The sequence below is a fragment of the Williamsia limnetica genome, from assembly GCF_003217475.1.
Lineage (GTDB): Bacteria > Actinomycetota > Actinomycetes > Mycobacteriales > Mycobacteriaceae > Williamsia > Williamsia limnetica.
In genome coordinates, this window is sequence record NZ_QJSP01000005.1 from 348,434 (window position 1) to 369,189 (window position 20,756).

Sequence of the window (20,756 nt, forward strand, 5' to 3'; positions counted from 1 at the left end):
CCTGGCCGGGCAGGTCAACCGCTGCCAACGAACAGGATTGAAAGAGTTCAACATGATATTTGTCGGTTCGGGTTCGTTGCTCTGGCGCGCGGTCGAGTATGCGCGATCAAGGCATGCAGAGGTGAGTCTGGTCGTACATCCTGAACGCGAGGACCCGCCTGCCTGGGCAGGCGAGCTCCGCTGCGTCGGGGCGACCGATGTCAACGACCTGGCGGACGTCTTCGAGGAGGCGTCGACGGTCGATCAGGTCGTGTGGTCGACAGGAAACCCCTTCATTTTTCGGAAGCCGATCCTCGACCTCGAACTGACGATCCTCAATGTTCACGGCGGACCGCTACCGTTCTACCGGGGACTGCCGATGGCAGGCGCCGTCCATGCGATCCTGAACGGTGAAACCAGTTTTGGTGTCACAATTCACCGGGTCGACAAGGGTATCGACACGGGGGCAATCGTCGAGCAATCGACCTTCGACCTCCCCGACGACATCACACTCGAAGAGTTGACGCTGACCGTCAGCCAGCAGTGTCACGACATCTTCGTGTCGGCGTTCGACGCTGCGAAGACCACCGGCGGACTTCGGCCGGCCGCGGACGCGGGCGGGAGCGACCCTACGGCCGGGTCCTATTTCGGGATGCGACAGTTGGCGACAATCGGAACCTTGCGCAACCACGAGAACTTCGCGCGAGCGACGTTCCTCGGGGTGCTCACCGACCACTACCGGTTCTATGCAATTCTCTTCGACTTCGCGCGTGGCGGAAAAGACGACCTCACGTCGGTCATCGCGGACCTCCGCTACTGGCTGCGCGTGGGGCAGACCACGACCTCGGGTGCGCCGATACCAGGCGGTCGCTCGGACAGGAGTTCGGGCCCACGAACTGTCGAGCGCGTCGAACGGATCGCGGCGGGACGTGCGTCCGTCCTCGTCCGAGACGCGGCTCAGCGCATCGAACTGCCGGTGACCGCGGTGCTGACCGGTGCGGTGGCGGCTGCGGTGTCCGAGATCACCGGAGACCGCGCGCTCACTCTGGCTCTTCCGGTCCGCGAAGAGGCCGGTTGGGTTCCGCTGCGAATTGAGCTGCCCGGAAACCACTTCGGCGAAGAAGTCGTGGTCGAGGTGCAGCGGGCCATCGGCGAGGCCGCCCGGCATGCATCGATCCCGTTCACCGAGATCGTCGATGCCCTCGACGGGACGGACGGTGTCAGCAGCAGGCCGCAACTGACCGTGTCCTGTGTGAGCAGGCACGACCCCGGGTCGACGAACCGCCATGAGCCGCCGCAGTCGTACCGCTTCGATGCCGTGGAACAGAGGGCATCGGACATCGAACTGGTGCTGCGACTCGACGACGATCAGATCGGGATCACCTGCGTGTTCGCCGCAGACGTTGTCGAACGCCACACCGTGGACCGGCTCCTGGGACAGATCGAGACGGCCCTGCCGGCGCTGGCCGAGGTCGGTGTAGGCGGGTCCGGAACGATTGTCGACCTCGACGCCGCGGTCGCCCCGGGAATCGCGGCGGAAGTGCCGGGTGGTACCGGCCTCGACCTACTGGAACGCTTCGACGCAGAAGCGGGTGTGCACTCGGCGCGGGTGTGGCGGTGGGTCCGTGACGTCGAGGGGGTATCGGATCTGCCGACCCCGGTCGTGGTCGATGCTTTTGTGCGTTGCGTGCGGGCATTCGGCTATCACGGCGGGAATCCGACGGCTGCCGACCTCCGCGCGCAGATCCACCTCGTGGATCGCGATGTGTTAGACGCACCGGTGTCGCCGAGGTCGGTGCACCTGCTGTGTGGGCCGGCGACCGACGATGTCTCGTTCTCGGTGGTCGCCGCGGGCGACATCGACGCCACAGCGGTCGATGTGTTTGCCGAAACCTTGGTAACGGTGGCAACGGCACTGGCAGCGGGGGATCGCGTGCATCTACATGTCCCCGATTGTGATTCATTGCTGCGGCAGCGCAGCGATCGGTCTGGGTCCGCTGAAATCCTCGACTCCGCGTACTGGATGGATTTCGCGGACAACCACTCCGACCGCGAGTTCGCTGGGATAGATGCGGATGCGCAGGCCGTGATCGGCGCGAGTGAGGTCTCCAGTTCGCTTGCAGTGGAGGAAATCACGGCATCGGTACTCGGGTGGCTCGGAGTGCACATTGGTGCCGTGGTCACTGGCGGTGTGGTGATCGACGTCGAACAATCGGCTCGCGGTTCGGCGGATCTCGTACTACCGGGGCGAATCACCACGCGCTACCCGGTCGTGTTGGAGGATCTCGGTTCAGAGGCGATCGGAGCGGGGCCAGGCGTCTATGCGACGCTTCGTGACGCGGGCATCGTCCCGGCGGACCTATCGACGGCGATGGACTACGCACTGCTGTACTGGGACAACGATCAGACCCTCGGCATCTTCGATGACGTTCCCGACGCTGCAGTGTTGGTGCGGGTGGCCGAAGGCGAGGCTGCCATTCGGGTGCCGGACGCCGACGGCGAGCACTGGGGTCGTTACGCAGTGGTCGTCACGGTGGTTCGCGGACCGGCGACGGCCGATGGCAACTCTCGTCGGCTCCAGGTGGTGCTCCAATCCCGCAGTGGCATCGAGTTCGATGTCGATGCCCTGTGCCGGTCATTGGAATTCTCGACAAATGACGCCGATGTGACATCTGACGCTGCCGACGCCATCGCCGCAGCGGTCACCGGGGTGGTGACGGTGGAGGCAGTGCGGCCTCCTCTGGTAGGGCTGACCGATCCCGAGATAGCTGTTTTGTCAGCCTCTTTCGGTGAGATCAGGGACATCTTGCCGCTGTCGCCGTTGCAGGAGGGGTTCTACTACCACTTGCAGATGGCCAACGAGAGCGGCGAGACGGACCTGTACGCGTCCCAGTCGAGGTCACGCGTCCGCGGGTCGCTGGACACCGACCGGATGACCGACGCAATCTCGGAGTTGTTGACACGCAACGAGAACTTGACCGCGGGTTTCGTCACCATCGGTGGCCGCGCAGTCCAGGTGATCCCCGAGACCGTCCCGATCCCGGTCCGAGTGGTCCGGGCGGACGGTGCGAGTGTCGACCCCGGAGGGCTCGAAGAGGCACTGGCGGAGGAACGCAGCGCACCTTTCATCGCCGACCGGCCACCGCTGATCCGCTTCCTGCTCCTGGAGACCGAACCGGGCGACTGGATCATCTCCATCACGTTCGAACACCTGCTCTTCGACGGTTGGTCGTTGGCTTTGCTGTGGGATGAGTTGTTCGCTCTCTACGGCGATCTCGCTGGGCTCTCGGTACCGAACCGTCCCGCCTACCGCGACTACCTCCGGTGGCTCGGCGACCGGGAACGTGCCGTCGCAGAGCAGTCCTGGAGCGAGTATCTCGACCTCGCGTCGGGAGGAATCGAATCGACGATCGTCGCGCCGAGAGCCCTGGGAACCTCCGCGGCCGCGGATGCCGCAGCCGACAGCTATCGCTATCTCGATCCCGAACTCCACTCGCGTATCACCGCCGCGTGCCGCGAGGTCGGGGTCACCATCGGAACCTATCTCCATGTGGCGTGGGGCATCACGCTCGCGAGACTGACGGGCCGGACGGACGCGGTGTTCGGAACCAGCGTGTCCGGCCGACCACCCGAACTCGGTGGGTCCGAGTCCATCATCGGGCTGTTGTTCAATACCGTTCCGGTGCATGTGCGCGCGCCGCAATCGGCATCGGTCCGACGAGTGCTCACCGATCATCAGTCCCGCAGCGCCGCGGTGCTCGACGCCGCCCACGTGCCTTTGACCGATACCCAGCGGATCGCAGGCTCGTCGCAGCTGTTCGACACGCTGTTCATCATTCAGAACATGCCGGTTGCGGTCACCGAGCTCGGTGAGAGCTTCGGACCGGACGGCTCGCAGATCAGCGCCGACGAGTTCGCGCTCGATGACTCGACTCACTACCCGCTGTCGATCGCCGTCTATCCAGGTGACGAGGTGCGGGTGCGCTGCTCGTACCGCGGCGACGTCTACACGCCTGCCGAGGTCGAGACCATCATCGATCGACTGATCCACACAGCCGAGGCGATGGTCGCCGACCTCGAAGGGGCCGTCGGTCGAATCGGGGTGACCGTCCCCGCCGAGCTCGAGCTGTTGAGGTCGTGGAATGACACCAGTCGGCCGGTGGCGGCTGTCACCATCGCAGAACTGCTCGTGGAGCAGGCCGAGCGCACTCCCGACGAGACAGCGGTCGTGGCGGGCGAGACCCAGTTGAGCTACGCCGAACTCCTCCTCGCTGCCGGCCGCTGCGCTGCCATCCTCGGGCGCCACGGCGTGCGTGTCGAAGACCGCGTGGCACTGCTGCTTCGGCGCGACGAACGAACTGTGGTGGCGCTGTTCGGAGTTCTGCTCGCCGGCGCGGCGTACGTCCCGATCGACAGTGAACACCCCGACGAACGCATCGAATACATACTCGATGCCGCTGCGCCGACCGTGGTGCTGACCACCACCGATCTTCGGACACGTATCCCTGCTGATCGTGCCCATACGGTCATCGACCTCGACTCCTCGGCCGTGGCCACGGAGTTGGCTGCGGCGCACAGTGATCCGGTCTCTCCGGTACCCGTCTCGCTCGACAATCTTGCCTATGTGATCTTCACGTCCGGATCGACCGGTCGTCCCAAAGGGGTCGCGGTCGGCCACCGGGGGCTGACCAACATGTACTTCAACCACGTGCGCAAGATCTTCGATCCGGTGGTCCGGCACCAGCGCGGACGCCGCATGAGGATCGCCCACACCACGTCCTTCTCGTTCGACGCTTCGTGGGAACAACTGTTCTGGCTGCTCAACGGCCATCAGGTGCACATCATCGACGACGAACTCCGAAAAGATCCCCGCCTCCTGCTCGAGCACTACGACCTTGCCCGTGTGGACGGGTTCGACGTGACCCCTTCGTATGGACAGATCCTCACCGAGGAGGGGCTGCTGGACCGGCCACGACCGGCGGGCGCGTCGACCGACGAGACCGATCCGGGTGTCGTCTTCGTCTCGCTGGGTGGGGAAGCCGTGCCCGAATCTCTGTGGACCGAGCTCCGGACCGCGCCAGGGGTCGAGAGTTTCAATCTGTACGGACCCACCGAGTACACGATCAATGCCCTCGGCGCCGACCTTGCCGACAGCCCCACGTCGAACGCGGGTACGCCTATCGACAACACCCGCGCCTACGTCCTCGATACCAACCTGGCGCTCACCCCGCCGGGAACGCCAGGTGAACTCTATTTGGCCGGTGCAGGATTGGCCCGCGGCTACTTTTCTCGATCTGCGCTCACCAGCGAGCGATTCGTCGCCGATCCCTTCGATAACGGGGGGCGGTTGTACCGAACCGGCGACCTGGTGTCGTGGCGCCCCGATGGCCAGATCGACTATCTCGGACGCACGGACGACCAGATCAAGATCCGCGGTTTCCGCGTCGAGCTGGGCGAGATCGCCGAAACCATCCGGGCCGCGCCGGGCGTCAGCGCGGCGACCGTCGTGGCCGTCGACACCGGGCACGATCGCAAGGACATCCAGCTCGCCGCCTACTACTCGAGTCCGCAAGCGCTTGACGACAACGATATTCGAGCCCACACGGCGCAACGGCTGCCGCAGTACATGGTCCCGGCGAGCTTCACCCATCTGACGACTCTGCCGCTCACCACCAACGGCAAGATCAACCACGCGGCCTTGCCTGCTCCGGAGTTCGACCTCGCTGGGGGTGAGATCCTCGAACCGACGACCGAGACGGAGCGCAGACTTCGCGCGATAGTGGCACTCGTCATCGATGCAGACATGGATCCGGCCAAGGTCTCGGTCGCCGCCGATTTCGTCGACATCGGTATCGATTCGTTACGGCTCACCCGGCTGGCGTCACGGATCAATGCGGAGTTCGATATCACGCTGACGTTGCGTCCGCTGATCGAGAACCCCACGGTCAGCACATTGGGCGCAGTGGTGGCCGATCTCGTGGGCGCCGAGACCGCGTCGCGGGTGCGGGTATCGGATGTGATTCGCCCCGAGGTGATCCCGGCATCGTTCGGACAGCAGTCGTTGTGGCTGATGGATCAGATGAGCGGGCCCACCGATCAGTACATCGTGCCGATCGTGGTGCCCTTGGTCGGGGAGGTGGACATACCGGCGCTGGCGGCAGCCATCGGTGACGTGGTCATCCGGCACGAATCACTGCGGACCCTCTTGGTCGCCGACGACCGGGTCGTGGTGCGTCAGGAGATCGTTCCGCCAGCCGCGATATCGGAGCGGCTGCTCATCGATATCGTGGATGGGAGTGGTTGGGACCCCTCGCGCGTACACACTGTGCTGCGCGAACAGATGCTGGTGCCTTTCTCACTCGGAGTCGATCTCCCGATTCGTGCGTTGCTCATCGAGACCGGCGACGGCGCAGTGATGGGCCTGGGTGTGCACCACAGCGCGTTGGACGAGTGGTCGATCCCGGCGATGCACCGCGACATGGTGGCGGGGTATCTGGCACGGACCGCGGGCGCCGCCCCGGTTTGGGAACCCCTCACCACCCAATACGCCGACTACGCGGTGTGGCAGCGGCAGTTGCTGGGCAGGCCTGACGACGAATCCTCTGTGCTGGCACGTCAGTTGCAGTACTGGCGCGGCACGCTCGACGGCGTCCCGTCCTTGTCGGCCATACCTGCTGACCTGCCGCGCCCGGCGTCACCGAACTGGTGGGGGCAATGGCGTGAAGATGCTGTCCCGGCCTCTGTTGTGCCCGGATTGCGTGAGGTCGCACGGCAACAGGGTCTGACCATGTTCATGCTGACTCAGGCCGCCGTGGCGCTGGCGGTGTCATCGGCGGGCGCTGGTGACGACGTGGTCTTGGGGGCGCCGGTTGGTGGTCGCACCGACGAGGCTCTGACCGATCTGGTCGGCTATTTCGTGAACACCCTGCCGCTGCGGTATGACCTGTCGGGGAATCCGACGCTCGGTGAGGTCCTCGGGCGGGTTCGCGCGACTGTACTGGCCGGATTCGAGCACCAGGAGGTGCCGTTCGAGGAGGTCGTCCGCGCGGTAGGGGCCGAACGCGGTGAATCTGCCACGCCGCTCTTCCAGATGATGGTGACTTACCGCGAAGACGGGGATACCGCGGGCCGGTTCGCTCCCGGAATCGATTTCGGTAAGGCGCAACGAATCGCGTTGAGCACCGTGAAATCCGATGCCGAACTGTATATCACGGTTGCCGGGGACAACATCACAATTGTGGCGGGCTACGCCGGTGAGCTGTACGAGCAAGCGACGGTGCAGCGATTCACCGACATCCTGATCCGGGCGTTCGAGGTGCTCTCGGATGACGTGGAGGTCCCGCTCGCCGCCGCCGATCTGCTGTCTGGTCGCGAGCGATCCCGGCTGGCTGAATGGAGCCGCGGTGATCGGGCCCGCGACGACGCTGCGGACACCGACACCCTCGACGACGCGCTGGCTGCGCAGGCCGCGGCAACCTCTGAGTCCACCGCAATCGTATTCGGGGACAGGGTGATGACCTACGGGGAGTTCGACGCTCTGGTCAATCAGTTGTCGCGTTTACTCCTCGATCGGGGTGTGCGGGTGGGGGACCGCGTCGCGGTTCTACTACCGCGTAGTGAGTGGTTGCCGATCGCGCTCACCGCGGTCGTCCGGGCAGGCGCGGCCTACGTCCCGGTGGACGCCAGTTACCCGCAGGAGCGGATCAACTACCTTCTGGCCGATTCGGCACCTGCCGTGATCGTATCCGAGACTGCAACCACCGGTGGTGAACTCGCTGATCTGTTCGGCCCGGACATCGCGCAGGTGATCCTCGATGACCCGGCCACCAGACGAGAGCTGAGTGCCACATCGAGTGCACCGGTCACCGATCGTGATCGGTCGCGGAGATTGCTGGCGCATGACGCTGCCTACCTGATCTACACCTCGGGTACCACCGGAAAACCGAAGGGTGCCACGATCACTCATCGGGCGATCCTGAACCGCCTACGGTGGATGCAGAATGAGTACGGCCTCAGTGGGGAGGATCGAGTACTGCAGAAGACGCCGTTCAGTTTCGACGTATCGGTGTGGGAGTTCTTCTGGCCGCTGATATCCGGTGCGACGATGGTCGTGGCGGCACCCGACGGTCACAAGGATCCCGAGTACCTGGCCGCGGCGATCTCCCGACATCGGATCTCGACCCTGCATTTCGTGCCCTCGATGCTCGCCGCATTCCTCGAGTCCTCGCCTGTGGGCGAGCGGCTGCGCTCAGTGAAGAGAGTGTTCTGCTCGGGCGAGGCCCTGCCGGCCTCGACCGCCTCTGACGCTGTGGCACTGTTCGGTGACAACATCCACAACCTCTACGGCCCAACCGAAGCCGCAATCGACGTGACGTTCCAGCCGGTGACCCGTGCCCTGCTACAAGACCTCGGTGGGGCTGGTGTACCAATTGGTGCTCCGGTAGCGAACACCGACGCGTGGGTGCTCGATCGACTGCTGCGGCCTGTGCCTGCAGGAGTGGCGGGTGAACTGTATCTGGGCGGCGTGCAATTGGCGCGCGAATATCACGATCGCCCGGGGCTGACGGCCGGTCGGTTTGTCGCGAATCCCCGTTCCGGAAAGGACAACCCGGGATCCAGGCTGTATCGCACCGGGGATGTCGCCCGATGGAACTCCCAGGGCAAGTTGGAGTACCTGGGTCGCACCGACTTCCAGGTCAAGATCCGTGGCTTCCGAATCGAGCTCGACGAGATTCGTACCACTCTCGAAACCCACCGCGCTGTGGGATCCGCAGTGGTTGTGGCCCGCTCGCGCGAGAGCGGCGACCCGTACCTGGCCGCGTACTACACCCGGGGCGCCGTAGGCGGGCTCGCCTCATCGGGTGACGCGAGCCCTCCGGCGCCGGCGACCACCGGTGAGGAACTCCAGGCCTTCCTCTCAGACCTCCTGCCAGAACACATGATCCCGGTCACCTACACCGAACTAGAGACACTGCCGGTGACAGACAACGGCAAACTCGATCGTTCGAAACTCCCGGAACCGGCAATTGCTGCCGACGAGATGTCCGGACCCTCGCCTCGATCGGACCGCGAGAAGCAGATCGCGACAGCCATGGCGGACGTGCTCGGGTTCGAGCGAGACCAGCACCTGGGGATCGACCGGAGCTTCTTCGCTCTTGGTGGTGACAGCATCATTGGAGTCAAACTAGTCAGCCGGCTGCGCGCAGAGGGGACGAGGCTGTCCCTGCGCGATGTGTTCGCCGTGCGCACCATCCGGCTCCTTGCCCTGGCGTCTGATGACAATGAGTTCGAAACAGAGAGCACCCCAAATGGATCCGGTCTCCCGGAATTGGACGAAGAGACTTCTCGCGGTCTGCTGGCGCAGGTCAGTCCGGCCACAGCGGAACTGCTCCCGCTCTCGCCGCTGCAGCAGGGTCTGTATTTCCAGTCGATGTTCGGAGAGGCCGGGAGTTCGGTCTATATTGTCCAGAACTATTTCGACTTCGACCGTGAGTTCGAGCTCGAACGTCTCGCGTCTGCGGTGCAGCTGGTGATCGACCGGACGCCTGCGCTGAGGATGCGTGTGGTCGTCGATGATGATGGCGTCGCCTACCAGGCGGTACTCGATTCGGTACGCGAGACGATCCGCAGCGTCGATCTCTCACACCGGCCGGCCGGAACCGATCCGGATACCGGCGCACTGTTCGCTCAGGAAAAGTCGGCACTACACGACATCGTGGGTCAGCCGCTGTGGCAACTCACGGTAATTGCTCTGCCCGAGGGCCGCACCCGGATCCTGATCACCCATCACTTCCTCTGCTTCGATGGTGCATCGGCGTTCATCTTGGCCGATCGAATAGTCAAGACCTACGCATCCATCGGCGCGGAGGGGTCGGCTGCGGGCTTGCCTGCGTTGACCCCGGACACCGGATACCGGGACTTCTTGCTGTGGAACGCCGGGCGAGACCGCGATGCGTCCAAGAAGGCATGGCAGCAGATCCTGCGTGGACAGGAGGCAGGATCGCTTCTCGCCCCCGGCGCAACTCCCCGGGCGGGTGCTTCGGAGCGGCTGGCCCTGGTCCTGGACAAGCACGGCTCGGACGCAGTTCGCGACCGCGCACAGAGCGCCGGCGTGACCATGAACACCGTGTTGAATGCGGCGTTGGCAGTGGTTCTCGCACACCGTCTGGGATCGGACCGAGTGGTGTTCGGTACGCCGAACGTTCTTCGTCCACCCGAGATCGACGGGATCGACTCGGCGGTGGGCTTGTTCATGAACACCGTGCCGATCGCCGTCTCACTGGATCCCGACGAGACCTTGACCGACCTGTTCGGGCGGCTGCAGGACGAACGCGCAGACGTTTTGTCCCACGAGTATCTGGGTCTCGGGCAGATCCAGCAGGCGGTCGGTAGCGGCCCATTGTTCGACGTCCTGTTCACTCTGCGCAACGCCTGGACCGACGCAGGCGACGTTGTCGTCGAACACGGCATCACGGCAGGTGGCACCCTCGACGATTCCCACTATCCGTTGTCGATCGCGATAAATCCGTTCGAACAGATCGAGGTGACGATCGATTTCCGCGAGCCGGATGTCAGTCGCGCAGTGGCGCAGGAAGTGCTGGACTCGTTCCGGAACGTCCTGACTGCGCTGTCGACTGCTCCGCCGACCACCCCGGTCGGATCGCTGGAGGTCTTCCGTGAGCGGTTGCTCTGCGGACTCGAACGTGACGTCACGGACCGTACGGTGGCCGAGCTGCTCGATGAGCAGGCCCGCGCCGACCCCGATGCCATCGCCCTCGTCGCCGGCGACGAGCGGGTGTCGTTCCGACAGCTGAACTGCAGGGTGAACGTCCTCGCCCGCGCACTCATCGCGCGTGGGGTCGGCCCGGAGCGCGTGGTGGGATTGGCGCTGCCCAGGTCGGTGGACATGGTGGTCGCCCTGTTTGCGGTCCTGCGTACCGGCGGCGCGTACCTGCCGTTGGAGCTGGACTATCCGTCTGAGCGCATCCGGGCGATGCTTGCCGATGCGTCGCCGGTGCTGGTCGTCTCGACATCGGGCTGCTGGAAGGCGCAGTGGTCACCGGAGATCGTACCGGACTCGGGTGTGATGTTGTTGGATGACCCCCGGATCGACGAGGAGATGGGTGCCTCCGATACCGGATCACTGAGCGCGGACGAATTGCAATCGTTCCGGGGCTTGGGCAATTCGCGGATGGACGTTCCCGCCTACGTCATCTACACGTCTGGTTCGACAGGCGTGCCGAAGGGTGTGGTGACCGCACACCGTGGGTTGACCAACATGGTGATCAACCATCGTGAGGCCATCTTCGACCCCGTGATCGCCCAGGCCGGACATCGCAAGCTTCGTGTGGCACATACTGTGTCGTTCTCCTTCGACATGTCCTGGGAAGAGCTGTTGTGGTTGCTCGAGGGGCACGAGGTGCACATCTGTGACGAAGAATTGCGTAGAGATGGATCGGCGCTGGTGAAGTACTGCCATGACCATGCCGTGGATGTCGTCAATGTGACCCCGACATACGCACATCATCTCTTCGAGATGGGATTGCTGGACGACGACAAGCGTGCGCCCGTGCTGGTCCTGTTGGGCGGTGAAGCCGTCTCCGACGGGGTCTGGGAACGGTTGCGTCCGGATCGCGGTGTCACGGGATACAACCTCTACGGTCCAACGGAGTACACGATCAATGCGCTGGGCGCGGGGACCGGTGACAGCCCTACTCCGACTGTCGGCCGGCCGATCGCCAATACCGTTGCCCACGTGTTGGATGCGTGGCTTCGTCCGGTACCGAGGGGCGTTGTCGGTGAGCTGTACCTTTCCGGCCCGGGCCTGGCCCGCGGTTACCTGGACCGGTTCGCGGTCACAGCGGGCCGATTCGTCGCTGATCCCGCGATCTCCGGGAATCGGATGTACCGCACCGGAGATCTGGTGCGACTGCGTGACGACGGACACCTCGATTTCCTCGGCCGATCCGACGACCAGGTCAAGATCCGCGGTCACCGTGTCGAACTGGGTGAGGTGAACGCTGTCATCTCAGGTTGCCCCGGGGTGGCGCAGTGCGCGGTGCTGGTCCAGAGTGCGCCGGATGGTACGGGCCCCGCCGAGGCCGGCTCGCGCATGCTCGTCGCACACCTGGTGATGGAACCGGAATGGGCGTCGACGGACGGCGACTCACTGAGCGCGGCGAGGCAGGTCCGCGATCGCATCGCGGCAACGCTGCCCGGCTATATGGTGCCGACGTTGTGGTCGGTGGTCACCGCGTTGCCGATGACGGTGAACGGCAAGCTCGATACGGGTGCGCTCCCCGACCCGAAGCCGCTTGGGGCGCAGTCGCTGCGATCTCCCCGAACCGCCACCGAGTCCGCACTGTGCGGTCTGTTCGCAGAGGTGCTGTCGGTGGATGAGGTCGGTATCGGTGACGACTTCTTCGACTTCGGGGGAGACAGCATCTCGTCGTTGACCGCCGCGAGCCGCGCTCGCAAACGTGGATTCGCGCTGAAGCCCGGCGACATAATGCAATTGCGGACGGTCGAGGCGATTGCCGAGAAGCTCGATGCCGAGCACGAACCGGCCCCCGCCACGAGGACGGCTGAGCTCGCTGCCGATGCGGTCGGATCAGCGCCCTCCACCCCGATCGTGGAGGGCTATCTCACTGCGACAGAAGGGCGAGACGGCTTCTATCAGGCGCTCGTTCTCGCCACTCCTTCGGACGCCACTCGTGCGGACATCGGGAAGATGCTGCAGGGTGTGCTCGACACGCACCACGCACTTCGCGCTCGATGCGAACGAATCGGCGACAGAACTGAATTGGTGATCGGAGAGGCCGGTACCGTCACCGGTGCATCGATCCTGACCGTCGCCGCGTGCACCGGTGATCCGGCCGAGCACCGGGATGCGTGTCTGACGAATGCAGTGCGAGATCTGGACCCGTGGGCGGGCGTGGTCATACGTGCCGTGTGGATTCCGGCCGCCACTGGAACTCCGGTGGGCGGTGAACTGGTGTTGGCGATCCATCACCTCGTCGTGGACGGCGTCTCATGGCGGGTGCTGACCGAGGACCTGGCCGACATGTGGTCGATGATCGACGATGGGCGCGCGCCGAAACCCGCACCAGAGGGCACCAATTGGCGTGCCTGGTCCCGCTCGTATGTGGAACACATCAGAAAGGGTGGATTCTCACGAGAGCTTCCGTACTGGAAGCACGTGTTGGCGGCCGAGGTCGCGACCATCGGACGCCCGCCGACCGCGAGTGCCGACCCGGAGGCTGCGGTCACGAGTGAACTGGTCATACCTGCCGAGATCGCCGGCCCGATCCTGATGGACCTACCGCGCATTCTCGGTGGTGAGGTGAACGATGTCCTCCTGACTGCGTTGGCGGTGTCGATCGACCGGTGGCGCAGCGAGATTCGTTCCACCGCGCCGGGGCCGGTGTCGATCACGCTGGAGGGTCACGGACGCGAGGAGAGTGTGGTCGAGGGTGTCGATCTGTCGCGGACCGTCGGCTGGTTCACGACCCTGTTCCCGGTATCCCTCGAACCCGGATCGGTTCGATGGGCAGGCTCGACCGACGACGGTTCGACACCGGACCCGCGTGATCTCCGGACCGCCTTCTCGTCCGTTTCGGCGGCCCTGCGGACGGTCCCGGACAAAGGGATCGGCTACGGGTCACTACGCTCGGTGCACGCGCCCGAACATATTGATGTACAACAAAATTCAGAGATACTGTTCAACTATCTGGGTAGGCTGGACACACCCGAGGAAGCCGCGCCATGGGAGGTCGTGCCGGGAACCTCCCTGCGGTTCGGGGCAGTCGAGAGAACCGTCATGGGCAGGCGTCTGGAGATCAATGCGATCTCGTCGCGCGGCGATGCGGGACCGGAACTGCGATTCACCTTCACCTGCCCCGAATCGTTTGTGTCCGGGGCTGAGGTCGAACAGCTTCAGCGGAGCTGGCACGAGGTGTGCGCGGGGCTGGCCGCTCTGGTCACGGGCGACGTGGACAACCTCTCCGAACGTACTCCGCCCGCGCCGGTGCTGGCCGAGGTTCTCGAAAGCGGCTTCGACTACTCCGGGTTCTTCGTCCCGATGCTGGTGGAGATCCCTGCGAACATCACGTTCGACAACGTATGCGAGGCGTTCACTGCGGTCGCTGGGGCACACCCGGTGCTTCGATCCGCCGTTGCCCACGACGCGGCGAATGCACGCTGGTGGCATACGTTCGGCGTGCCTGACGACTTCGATGCAACTCCGCTGTTCTCAGTTGTGGATGCGCGGGGACTCGACGAGGCTGATCTGATTGCCGCGGAGGCATGGGCACTCGCCGATTCCGGAGAACGGGTCCGCCCTACGGACGGGCTCATGTGCGCGTTGACATACTTCGATCGTGGTGAGCAACCAGCGCGACTTCTCGTCGCGATCAGTCACCTGGTGGTCGACGCGATGTCGTGGCAGATTCTGCTGGGCGACCTTGCTGCAGCATGTGAAGACCTTGCCGCAGGACTTACCCCGACACCCGTTCTCGAGTCGACGAGTTTTCGGCAATGGTCCGCGCGGTTGGCTACCCGCACCCTCGATGTGTCGCAGGCGGCAGTACTCGCACAATGGCAAAGCTATTCGCGCAAGCTTCGTGTCGATGGCACGACGCCCCTCGCGGCGGCCCTCTTCGGTCGCGAAGCAGACGCCGATGAAACCGCGCGGACGTTGCAGACGCTCATTGTGGAACCAGACATCACCGAGGCTCTGACGGGTCGGATCCCGCGGCATTTCGGGGCAGTCACCGGTGACATTCTGCTGACGGCGCTCCTGATCGCGGTGTCGCAGACCGTGGGCGAAGAGCACCGGCAAACACACCAGCGCCTGGTGCTGCAGGGGCACGGTCGTGCCGAGGCGTTGCTCGACGGGGGCGCCCTGAGCTCAACGGTCGGCTATTTCGCCGAATCGTATCCGGCCGTCGTCCGGATCGGACGAGGGCCGGACTCCGCGGTGGGCGAGGCGTTTGTCGATCAGTTCGGCGATGCCCTCGAGTGCATCCAGGCTGATCTGGCAGAGGTTCCCGAGGCCGGAGAGGGGTTCTCGTACTACCGCAGATTGCTCGATGTGGAGCCGACCGTGTTCACCGGTGACGAGATCGCTTTCAATTACGAGGGACGGTTCGAGGGCTACTCGGCGGCGGCGTGGGGGTTGGCGCCGGAGGAGCGCGAAGCACTGAGTGCACACACCGAGAAGCTGGCCGGCAAGAGTCCGCTGTCGTCCATCGCCCGCGTGGTCGGACCGCCGGGGTCGGCCACCATGTCCCTCGGGTGCTCGTCGCCGGGCGGAGCACTGTCACGAGAGGTGGTGGCCTCGATCGTCGAACGGTGGCGCTCGATCCTGGAAGACGTTGTCGCGCAGAGCAGCTCGAAAACCAGTTCTCGGTAGCCGTCGACCGGCGGTGCCCTGCACAAAAAGGGTCCGGGCCCTCGGGCCCGGACCTTTTTGAGTGCCGGCGGAGAATAGGCTAGGTCAGCTGATCTGTAGCTGCCCCAAGTGCTGCGACGCGTGTGCTCAGCTGGGGAAGTTGTTCAGAGCGGCGTCGATGCTCTCCAACGCAACCAGACTGGCGTCGTAGTTCAGCTGCTGGTCGTAGGCGAGAGGTATCAGCCTGTTCGACGTAGCGGCAGGCAGCGTCCGGAACAGTTCGGAGTCGAGGATTGCCTGTACGGCCGGGGTGGGTGTTCCATCGGGTTGGACGGGGTAGACGATCACGTCGTACTGCGCCAGTTCTCCGAGCCTTTCCATCGACAACTCCTCGGCTTCGCCCTCGGGGAAAACCATCCCCACTTGCTCCGGGATGTGCGCGGTGTAGGTGCCCGACGGCATCAACCAGAACGAACCGGTATCCCACGACGCGATGGCCATGACCTTCTTGCCTTCGATCTGGGATGCGTGCTCGGAGCGGATCTGCTCGGCGCGAGCATCGTAGGCGGCTTTCTTCTCAGCAGCCGCGTCTGAGAGGTCGACCACGCCGGCAGCTTCGGCGAAGGTGGGTTCTTTCCAATCCGCGATCGCGGTGGTGTCCTTGGGCATCAGATTCGCGACCGGGGCGATACTCGCGAGTCGGTCGCGGTCCACCTTCGCCCACCACGATTCCGGGATCGTGGCAAGAATGAGGTCGGGATTGAGCTCGGCGATCTTCTCGTAGTTGGGCTCGACCGCGGAACCCACCTTGGGCAAGCTCTCGTAGCGTTCCCAGGCTGCGGTGTTCTCGCCGAACGTGGCCTCGGTGTACTTGCCGTCTGACACGCCGACGAGGGGCCCGTCCAGGGTCAGCAACGTTTCTGCTGACCCCCATAGCGCGACGACCCGCTGCGGATCCGCCGGAATCTCGACTGGTCCGTCGACAGATTGAACTGTCTGCGTCGCACTCTGTTCGTCGGAATCGCCGGAGTTGTCCGAGCACCCTGCCGTCACGATGGCACAGGCAGCCAGTGCTGCCGCTGCTATCCGCTTGTGGACTGTTTTTGAGAACATCATCATCCTTCGTTGAAATGGCGCGCAGCGTCGCCGACCGTCGTAGGACGCGACGCCGTGTGCATCAAAGTTAGTCAAGGCTTCCCTACCAAAGGGCGCGTAAGCTTTCATGTACTTATGGTGCAATCGTGGAGGGACGACAACATCGCCAACGTTCTCACCACTGCGCCGCCCCCGATACCGGCAAGCGTCAAGGTGGCGTCCTGGGCCGCCCGCGATCACCTGCTGATGTGGGTGCACACCGGGTCCGCCTATGTGCGTCTACCCGGCGCCGACCTCCGACGAGTCGAGGCCGGTACGGGTATCTGGATACCTCCGGGCCCCGATCACAGCATGTGGACCGACCCGGGTTCGGTCGCACTGCCGATCAGCGTGCCCGCCGACGCCGTTCGGTCGCCTCCCACTGACGTCACACACTTCACGGTCGGCGGTAACTGGAGTGAGTGGCTCATCGCTCAGTACGCTCAAGCGGCTTCGACGGGATCGCTCTCCGCATCAGGCGACGTCATCGAGGTGCTCGCGCGGAACAGTCCTGCGACGATGCTCGGTTCAGACCCGAGCGAGCCCGGCCGGTATCCGCCGGTGCCGCGCTCGGGAGGTGCGCGCTCTGTGGCGCGTCAGCTGATGCACGATCCCGCGTTGAGCCACACAGTCGACGAATGGGCACACCTGGTGTCCTACAGTCCGAGCACGCTTCGCCGTCAGTTCTGGCGACAGACCGGCATGACCTTTTCTCAGTGGCGGTTGCAGTGCCGCATGGCGGCGGCGAGCGAGCTGTTGGTCGACGGACACGACGTTGCACATGTTGCAGCACGTACAGGGTTTGCGAGCCGGAGCGGACTCACGCGAGCGTTCCGCGAGCAGTACCAACTGACCCCGCGAGACTTCGCGGTCCGAGAGCGGGGCCTTACCCGAGCCGGCCCACGTGTGAGCGCAGATCCATCGCTCAGTCCGTTGCCGGCCGGTGACCTCGTCGGCGGACGACGCGCGTCGCACGGGCAGTCACAGTCCGAGAACAACCGCATGACCTGGCTCTTTCGTGTCGGCACAGGAACGACGAGGGGGACGGGCCCTGCGGCTCGCACCGGCGATGCCCTGTGGCAGCCGGCCGGGGCACCCTTGGAGCCCCACCTGCCCAAGGGGTCCATCGCGGTGCCCTTGAGCACACTGTGCACCGAGTGCATACAACTCCCGGGGCCGCTGCGTACACACTTCTCGCCGGCGTGGGAGGCATACCTGCTCTATTGCTCGGTGTCCACGCACACCCTGCTGTTGCCTGACACTCGCGCGCAGTTCTCTCGGCTCGCGCGTCCACAGCACCAGCACGTGCTCGACGCATTCGAGGACCAGCTGGAGGCGGACCGCACGATGGACGTGCCGTTTCCGAAAGATGGTCGAGCCCGGCGGGTGGCCCTGAGCTTTCTCGAGGACATCGGGACCGCCGGTGACACTGGGTCGGCCGATATCTCTCCGGCGATCCACGCGGCATTTCGCCTGGAAACGGGCATGACATACAGACGGTGGCAGCAGGCGTCCCGCATGAAGCTCGCCCGCGAGTTGCTCACCGATGGCTCCAAAGTGAGTTCCGTGGCCTGCAGAGTCGGATACAGCCAGTTGTCCAACTTCAGTAGGACGTTCAGCGCCTTCCATGGGATATCGCCTCGCGAGTATCAGGAAATCGAACTCGGTCTGACGGCTGTCGAAGCCCGGTAATTCACACCACTGACCGGGACCGCCCAGGCTTCCTGGAATGCTCTCCACTGTCTAGGCTAGGTTGGACAGCATAGCGACGATCTGCTCGTGCACCTTCTTCTGCGGTCGCAGACGGAGTTACCGACGTCGAGCAGTCCGTGGTCCGTGGTCCGAGGAGATTTCTTGTGAGTGCACGTATGGCGTTGTCAGGGGCCCAGCGGGGCGTGTGGTTTGCCCAGCAGCTGGAGCCGGAGTCGCCCGTTTTCTCGGTAGGGCAACTGGTTTGGCTACCGTCCGACGTGGACGCCGACCTGGTGGCGTCCGCGGTGAGTATCGCGACCGGCGAGGCCGACGTGTTGCGGTGCCGATTCGAAGATGGCGACGCCGGGCCCGTACAGATCGTCGGGGCGCCGACGGACGAGGTGGCGGTACCCGTCGTCCACTTCGGCGGCACGCCCGACCAATTGCGGGGCGAGGCGCGCAGTCGTATGGCGGTGCCGATCGCTCTGTCAGCAAACCTCATGTACGACAACACCGTTTGGACACTGGCCGGCGGCGGGGTTGCCTGGGAATTCAAGGCTCACCACATAATGCTGGATGCATATGGGGTGTCATTGCTGACTCGTCGAGTTGCGCAGGTGTACACGGCTTTGGCGCAGTGCCGTGAGATCCCGGCCTCGAAGGCAGGCACCGTGGCCGAAGTGGTGGCGCTCGAAGCGACCTACGAGAATGGACCGAGTGCCGAGGTCGACCGGGTCTACTGGGAGGGGGTCCTCGCTGCCCGGACGGATGATGATTCGGAACTGGTGACGGCCACACCCGCACTGGCACTGCCGATTGAGGCGAGCGTCTCGATAGACCGAGAGGTGATCAACCGGATAGGCGAACTGGGGAAAGCGGTCGGTGCATCATGGGGCGACGCAGCGATCGCCGTGTGGAGTTGGTACAACGCGGCGCGGCAGGGCAAGACCGCAGCGAGCATCGCACTTCCGATGATGGGTCGGCGCGGGGTCGCGTTGTTGACGCCGATGATGCTGGTCAACATGCTTCAACTGCACCTGGAGGCCTCGCCCGACGACACGGTCGGCGACTGGCTGGCACGAGTGGTCGCCGCGATGAAGGATGTCCGAAAGCACCAGCGGTATCGCAGTGAACGCCTCGCCACGGCATCGGGCGGCCGTAAGGCTGCGCTCCCACAACTCAATCTCAAAGTCTTCGACTACGACCTCGACTTCGCGGGCGCGCGAGGCGTACCGGAGTCGCTGGCGATAGGCCCGGTCGACGACCTGGATCTCTTCATCTACAACGACAACGTGCACGGATTCGTGCTGGAACTACACGCGCGCGCAGATCGGTACTCCACCTCAGATGTATCAATCCATCTGAGGCGCCTCCGAGACGCGTTCGTGCAGTTGGCAGAGTTTGATGTCGAGAGCCCGCTGCGCGATCTGGTCCCTGCCGCGCGCGCCGAGCAAGACTCGTTGACCGACTGGTCATCTGGAGTGCCGATCGACGGCATCGATCAGAATGTCGACAGCGTCCTGCAGGATTCTGCCACCCGGCACGGTGACCGGGTCGCCATCGCCTATCGCGACGTGACCCTGTCGTACCTCGAGTTCGATGAGCGGGTGAATCAGCTTGCGCGGCATGTGGTCGATCGAGGTGTTCGCGTAGGTGACCGGGTCGCAGTCGTGGCCCGCCGCGACGAACTGTTGCCGATCATGGTGGCGGCTGTGCTTCGTGCAGGTGCGGTTTACGTACCGGTGGATCCCGACCAACCCGAAGATCGGATCGGCTATCTCCTGGCCGATTCCGCGCCGAGCGCAATACTGACCAATTGTGGCGAAGCAATTCCTTCGGGCGCGCGTGAACTTCGGGTTGTCGACCTCGCAGACCCCGTTGTTGTTGCCCTGGTGGGGAAACAATCGGCCGGGACCGTGCGCGATGGCGATCGAAGTCGGACGTTGTTTGCCGATGATGCGGCATATCTGATCTACACCTCAGGTACCACAGGACGGCCCAAAGGCGTTGTGGTGTCACATCGAGCGCTGCTCAACAGGCTCGTGTGGGGTCATCGGACGTACCCACTCACTGGTGGGGTCTTACACAAGACTCCGATCGGTTTCGACGTGTCTGTGCCGGAACTGCTCTCGCCTCTGGTCGAAGGCGAGGCCCTCGCGGTGCTGCCCCCAGACGGCCATCGGGATCCGTCCGAGATCATGGGAGCACTACGGGGGACCTCCCTCGATCGTGTGAACTTCGTGCCCTCGATGGCCCAAGCCGTGGCGGACCATTGGCCCAATGCGGATCGTGATGTATCCACTCGGACGGCGATGCTCGCCGGCGAGGCGCTGCGCTGGAGTCTGGCGGAGTCGGTGGGCCGCTTGCTGTCGTCCGATGTCCTCAATATCTACGGCCCCACCGAAGCCGGCGAGGTCATGTATTACGACTGCTCTACGGATTCGGACAGCGATCGAGCCGAGTTCGTTCCGATTGGTCGTCCGGTGGCCAATTCGTCTGTTTCGGTGTTGGATTCGTGGTTGCGGCCGGTTCCGGTGGGTGTGGTTGGTGAGTTGTATGT

4 protein-coding genes are annotated in these 20,756 nt (G+C 64.3%); 3 read left to right on the plus strand and 1 reads right to left on the minus strand.

Annotated features, from left to right (window positions below; translation table 11 throughout):
* The first annotated feature begins 121 nt into the window (after window positions 1-121).
* Window positions 122-15,391: a non-ribosomal peptide synthetase gene (locus DFR67_RS10885; protein ID WP_158539942.1), complete on the plus strand. Its 15,270-nt coding sequence runs from the start codon at window positions 122-124 to the stop codon at window positions 15,389-15,391.
* 126 nt (window positions 15,392-15,517) lie between these two features.
* Here DFR67_RS10885 and DFR67_RS10890 read toward each other — a convergent pair whose 3' ends face one another.
* A complete protein-coding gene (locus DFR67_RS10890) occupies window positions 15,518-16,483 on the minus strand; it encodes an ABC transporter substrate-binding protein (RefSeq protein ID WP_158539943.1) in 966 nt (321 codons plus the stop codon).
* Window positions 16,484-16,600: 117 nt separating this feature from the next.
* On the opposite strand from DFR67_RS10890, the gene DFR67_RS10895 reads away from it, so the two are divergent.
* Both DFR67_RS10895 and DFR67_RS10900 read left to right on the plus strand, forming a co-directional pair.
* Window positions 16,601-18,196, plus strand: a complete 1,596-nt coding sequence (locus tag DFR67_RS10895) for a helix-turn-helix transcriptional regulator (protein WP_110469520.1) — start codon at window positions 16,601-16,603, stop codon at window positions 18,194-18,196.
* A gap of 164 nt (window positions 18,197-18,360) precedes the next feature.
* The coding region (locus DFR67_RS10900; RefSeq protein WP_146240420.1) for an AMP-binding protein at window positions 18,361-20,756 on the plus strand (2,396 nt) is incomplete at its 3' end.

What these genes read in the sequence shown, in the direction of transcription:
- DFR67_RS10890 (WP_158539943.1), bottom strand. Translation starts at nt 16,483, where the DNA reads ATGTTCTCAAAAACAGTCCACAAGCGGATAGCAGCGGCAGCACTGGCT.
- DFR67_RS10895 (WP_110469520.1), top strand. Translation starts at nt 16,601, where the DNA reads ATGGTGCAATCGTGGAGGGACGACAACATCGCCAACGTTCTCACCACT.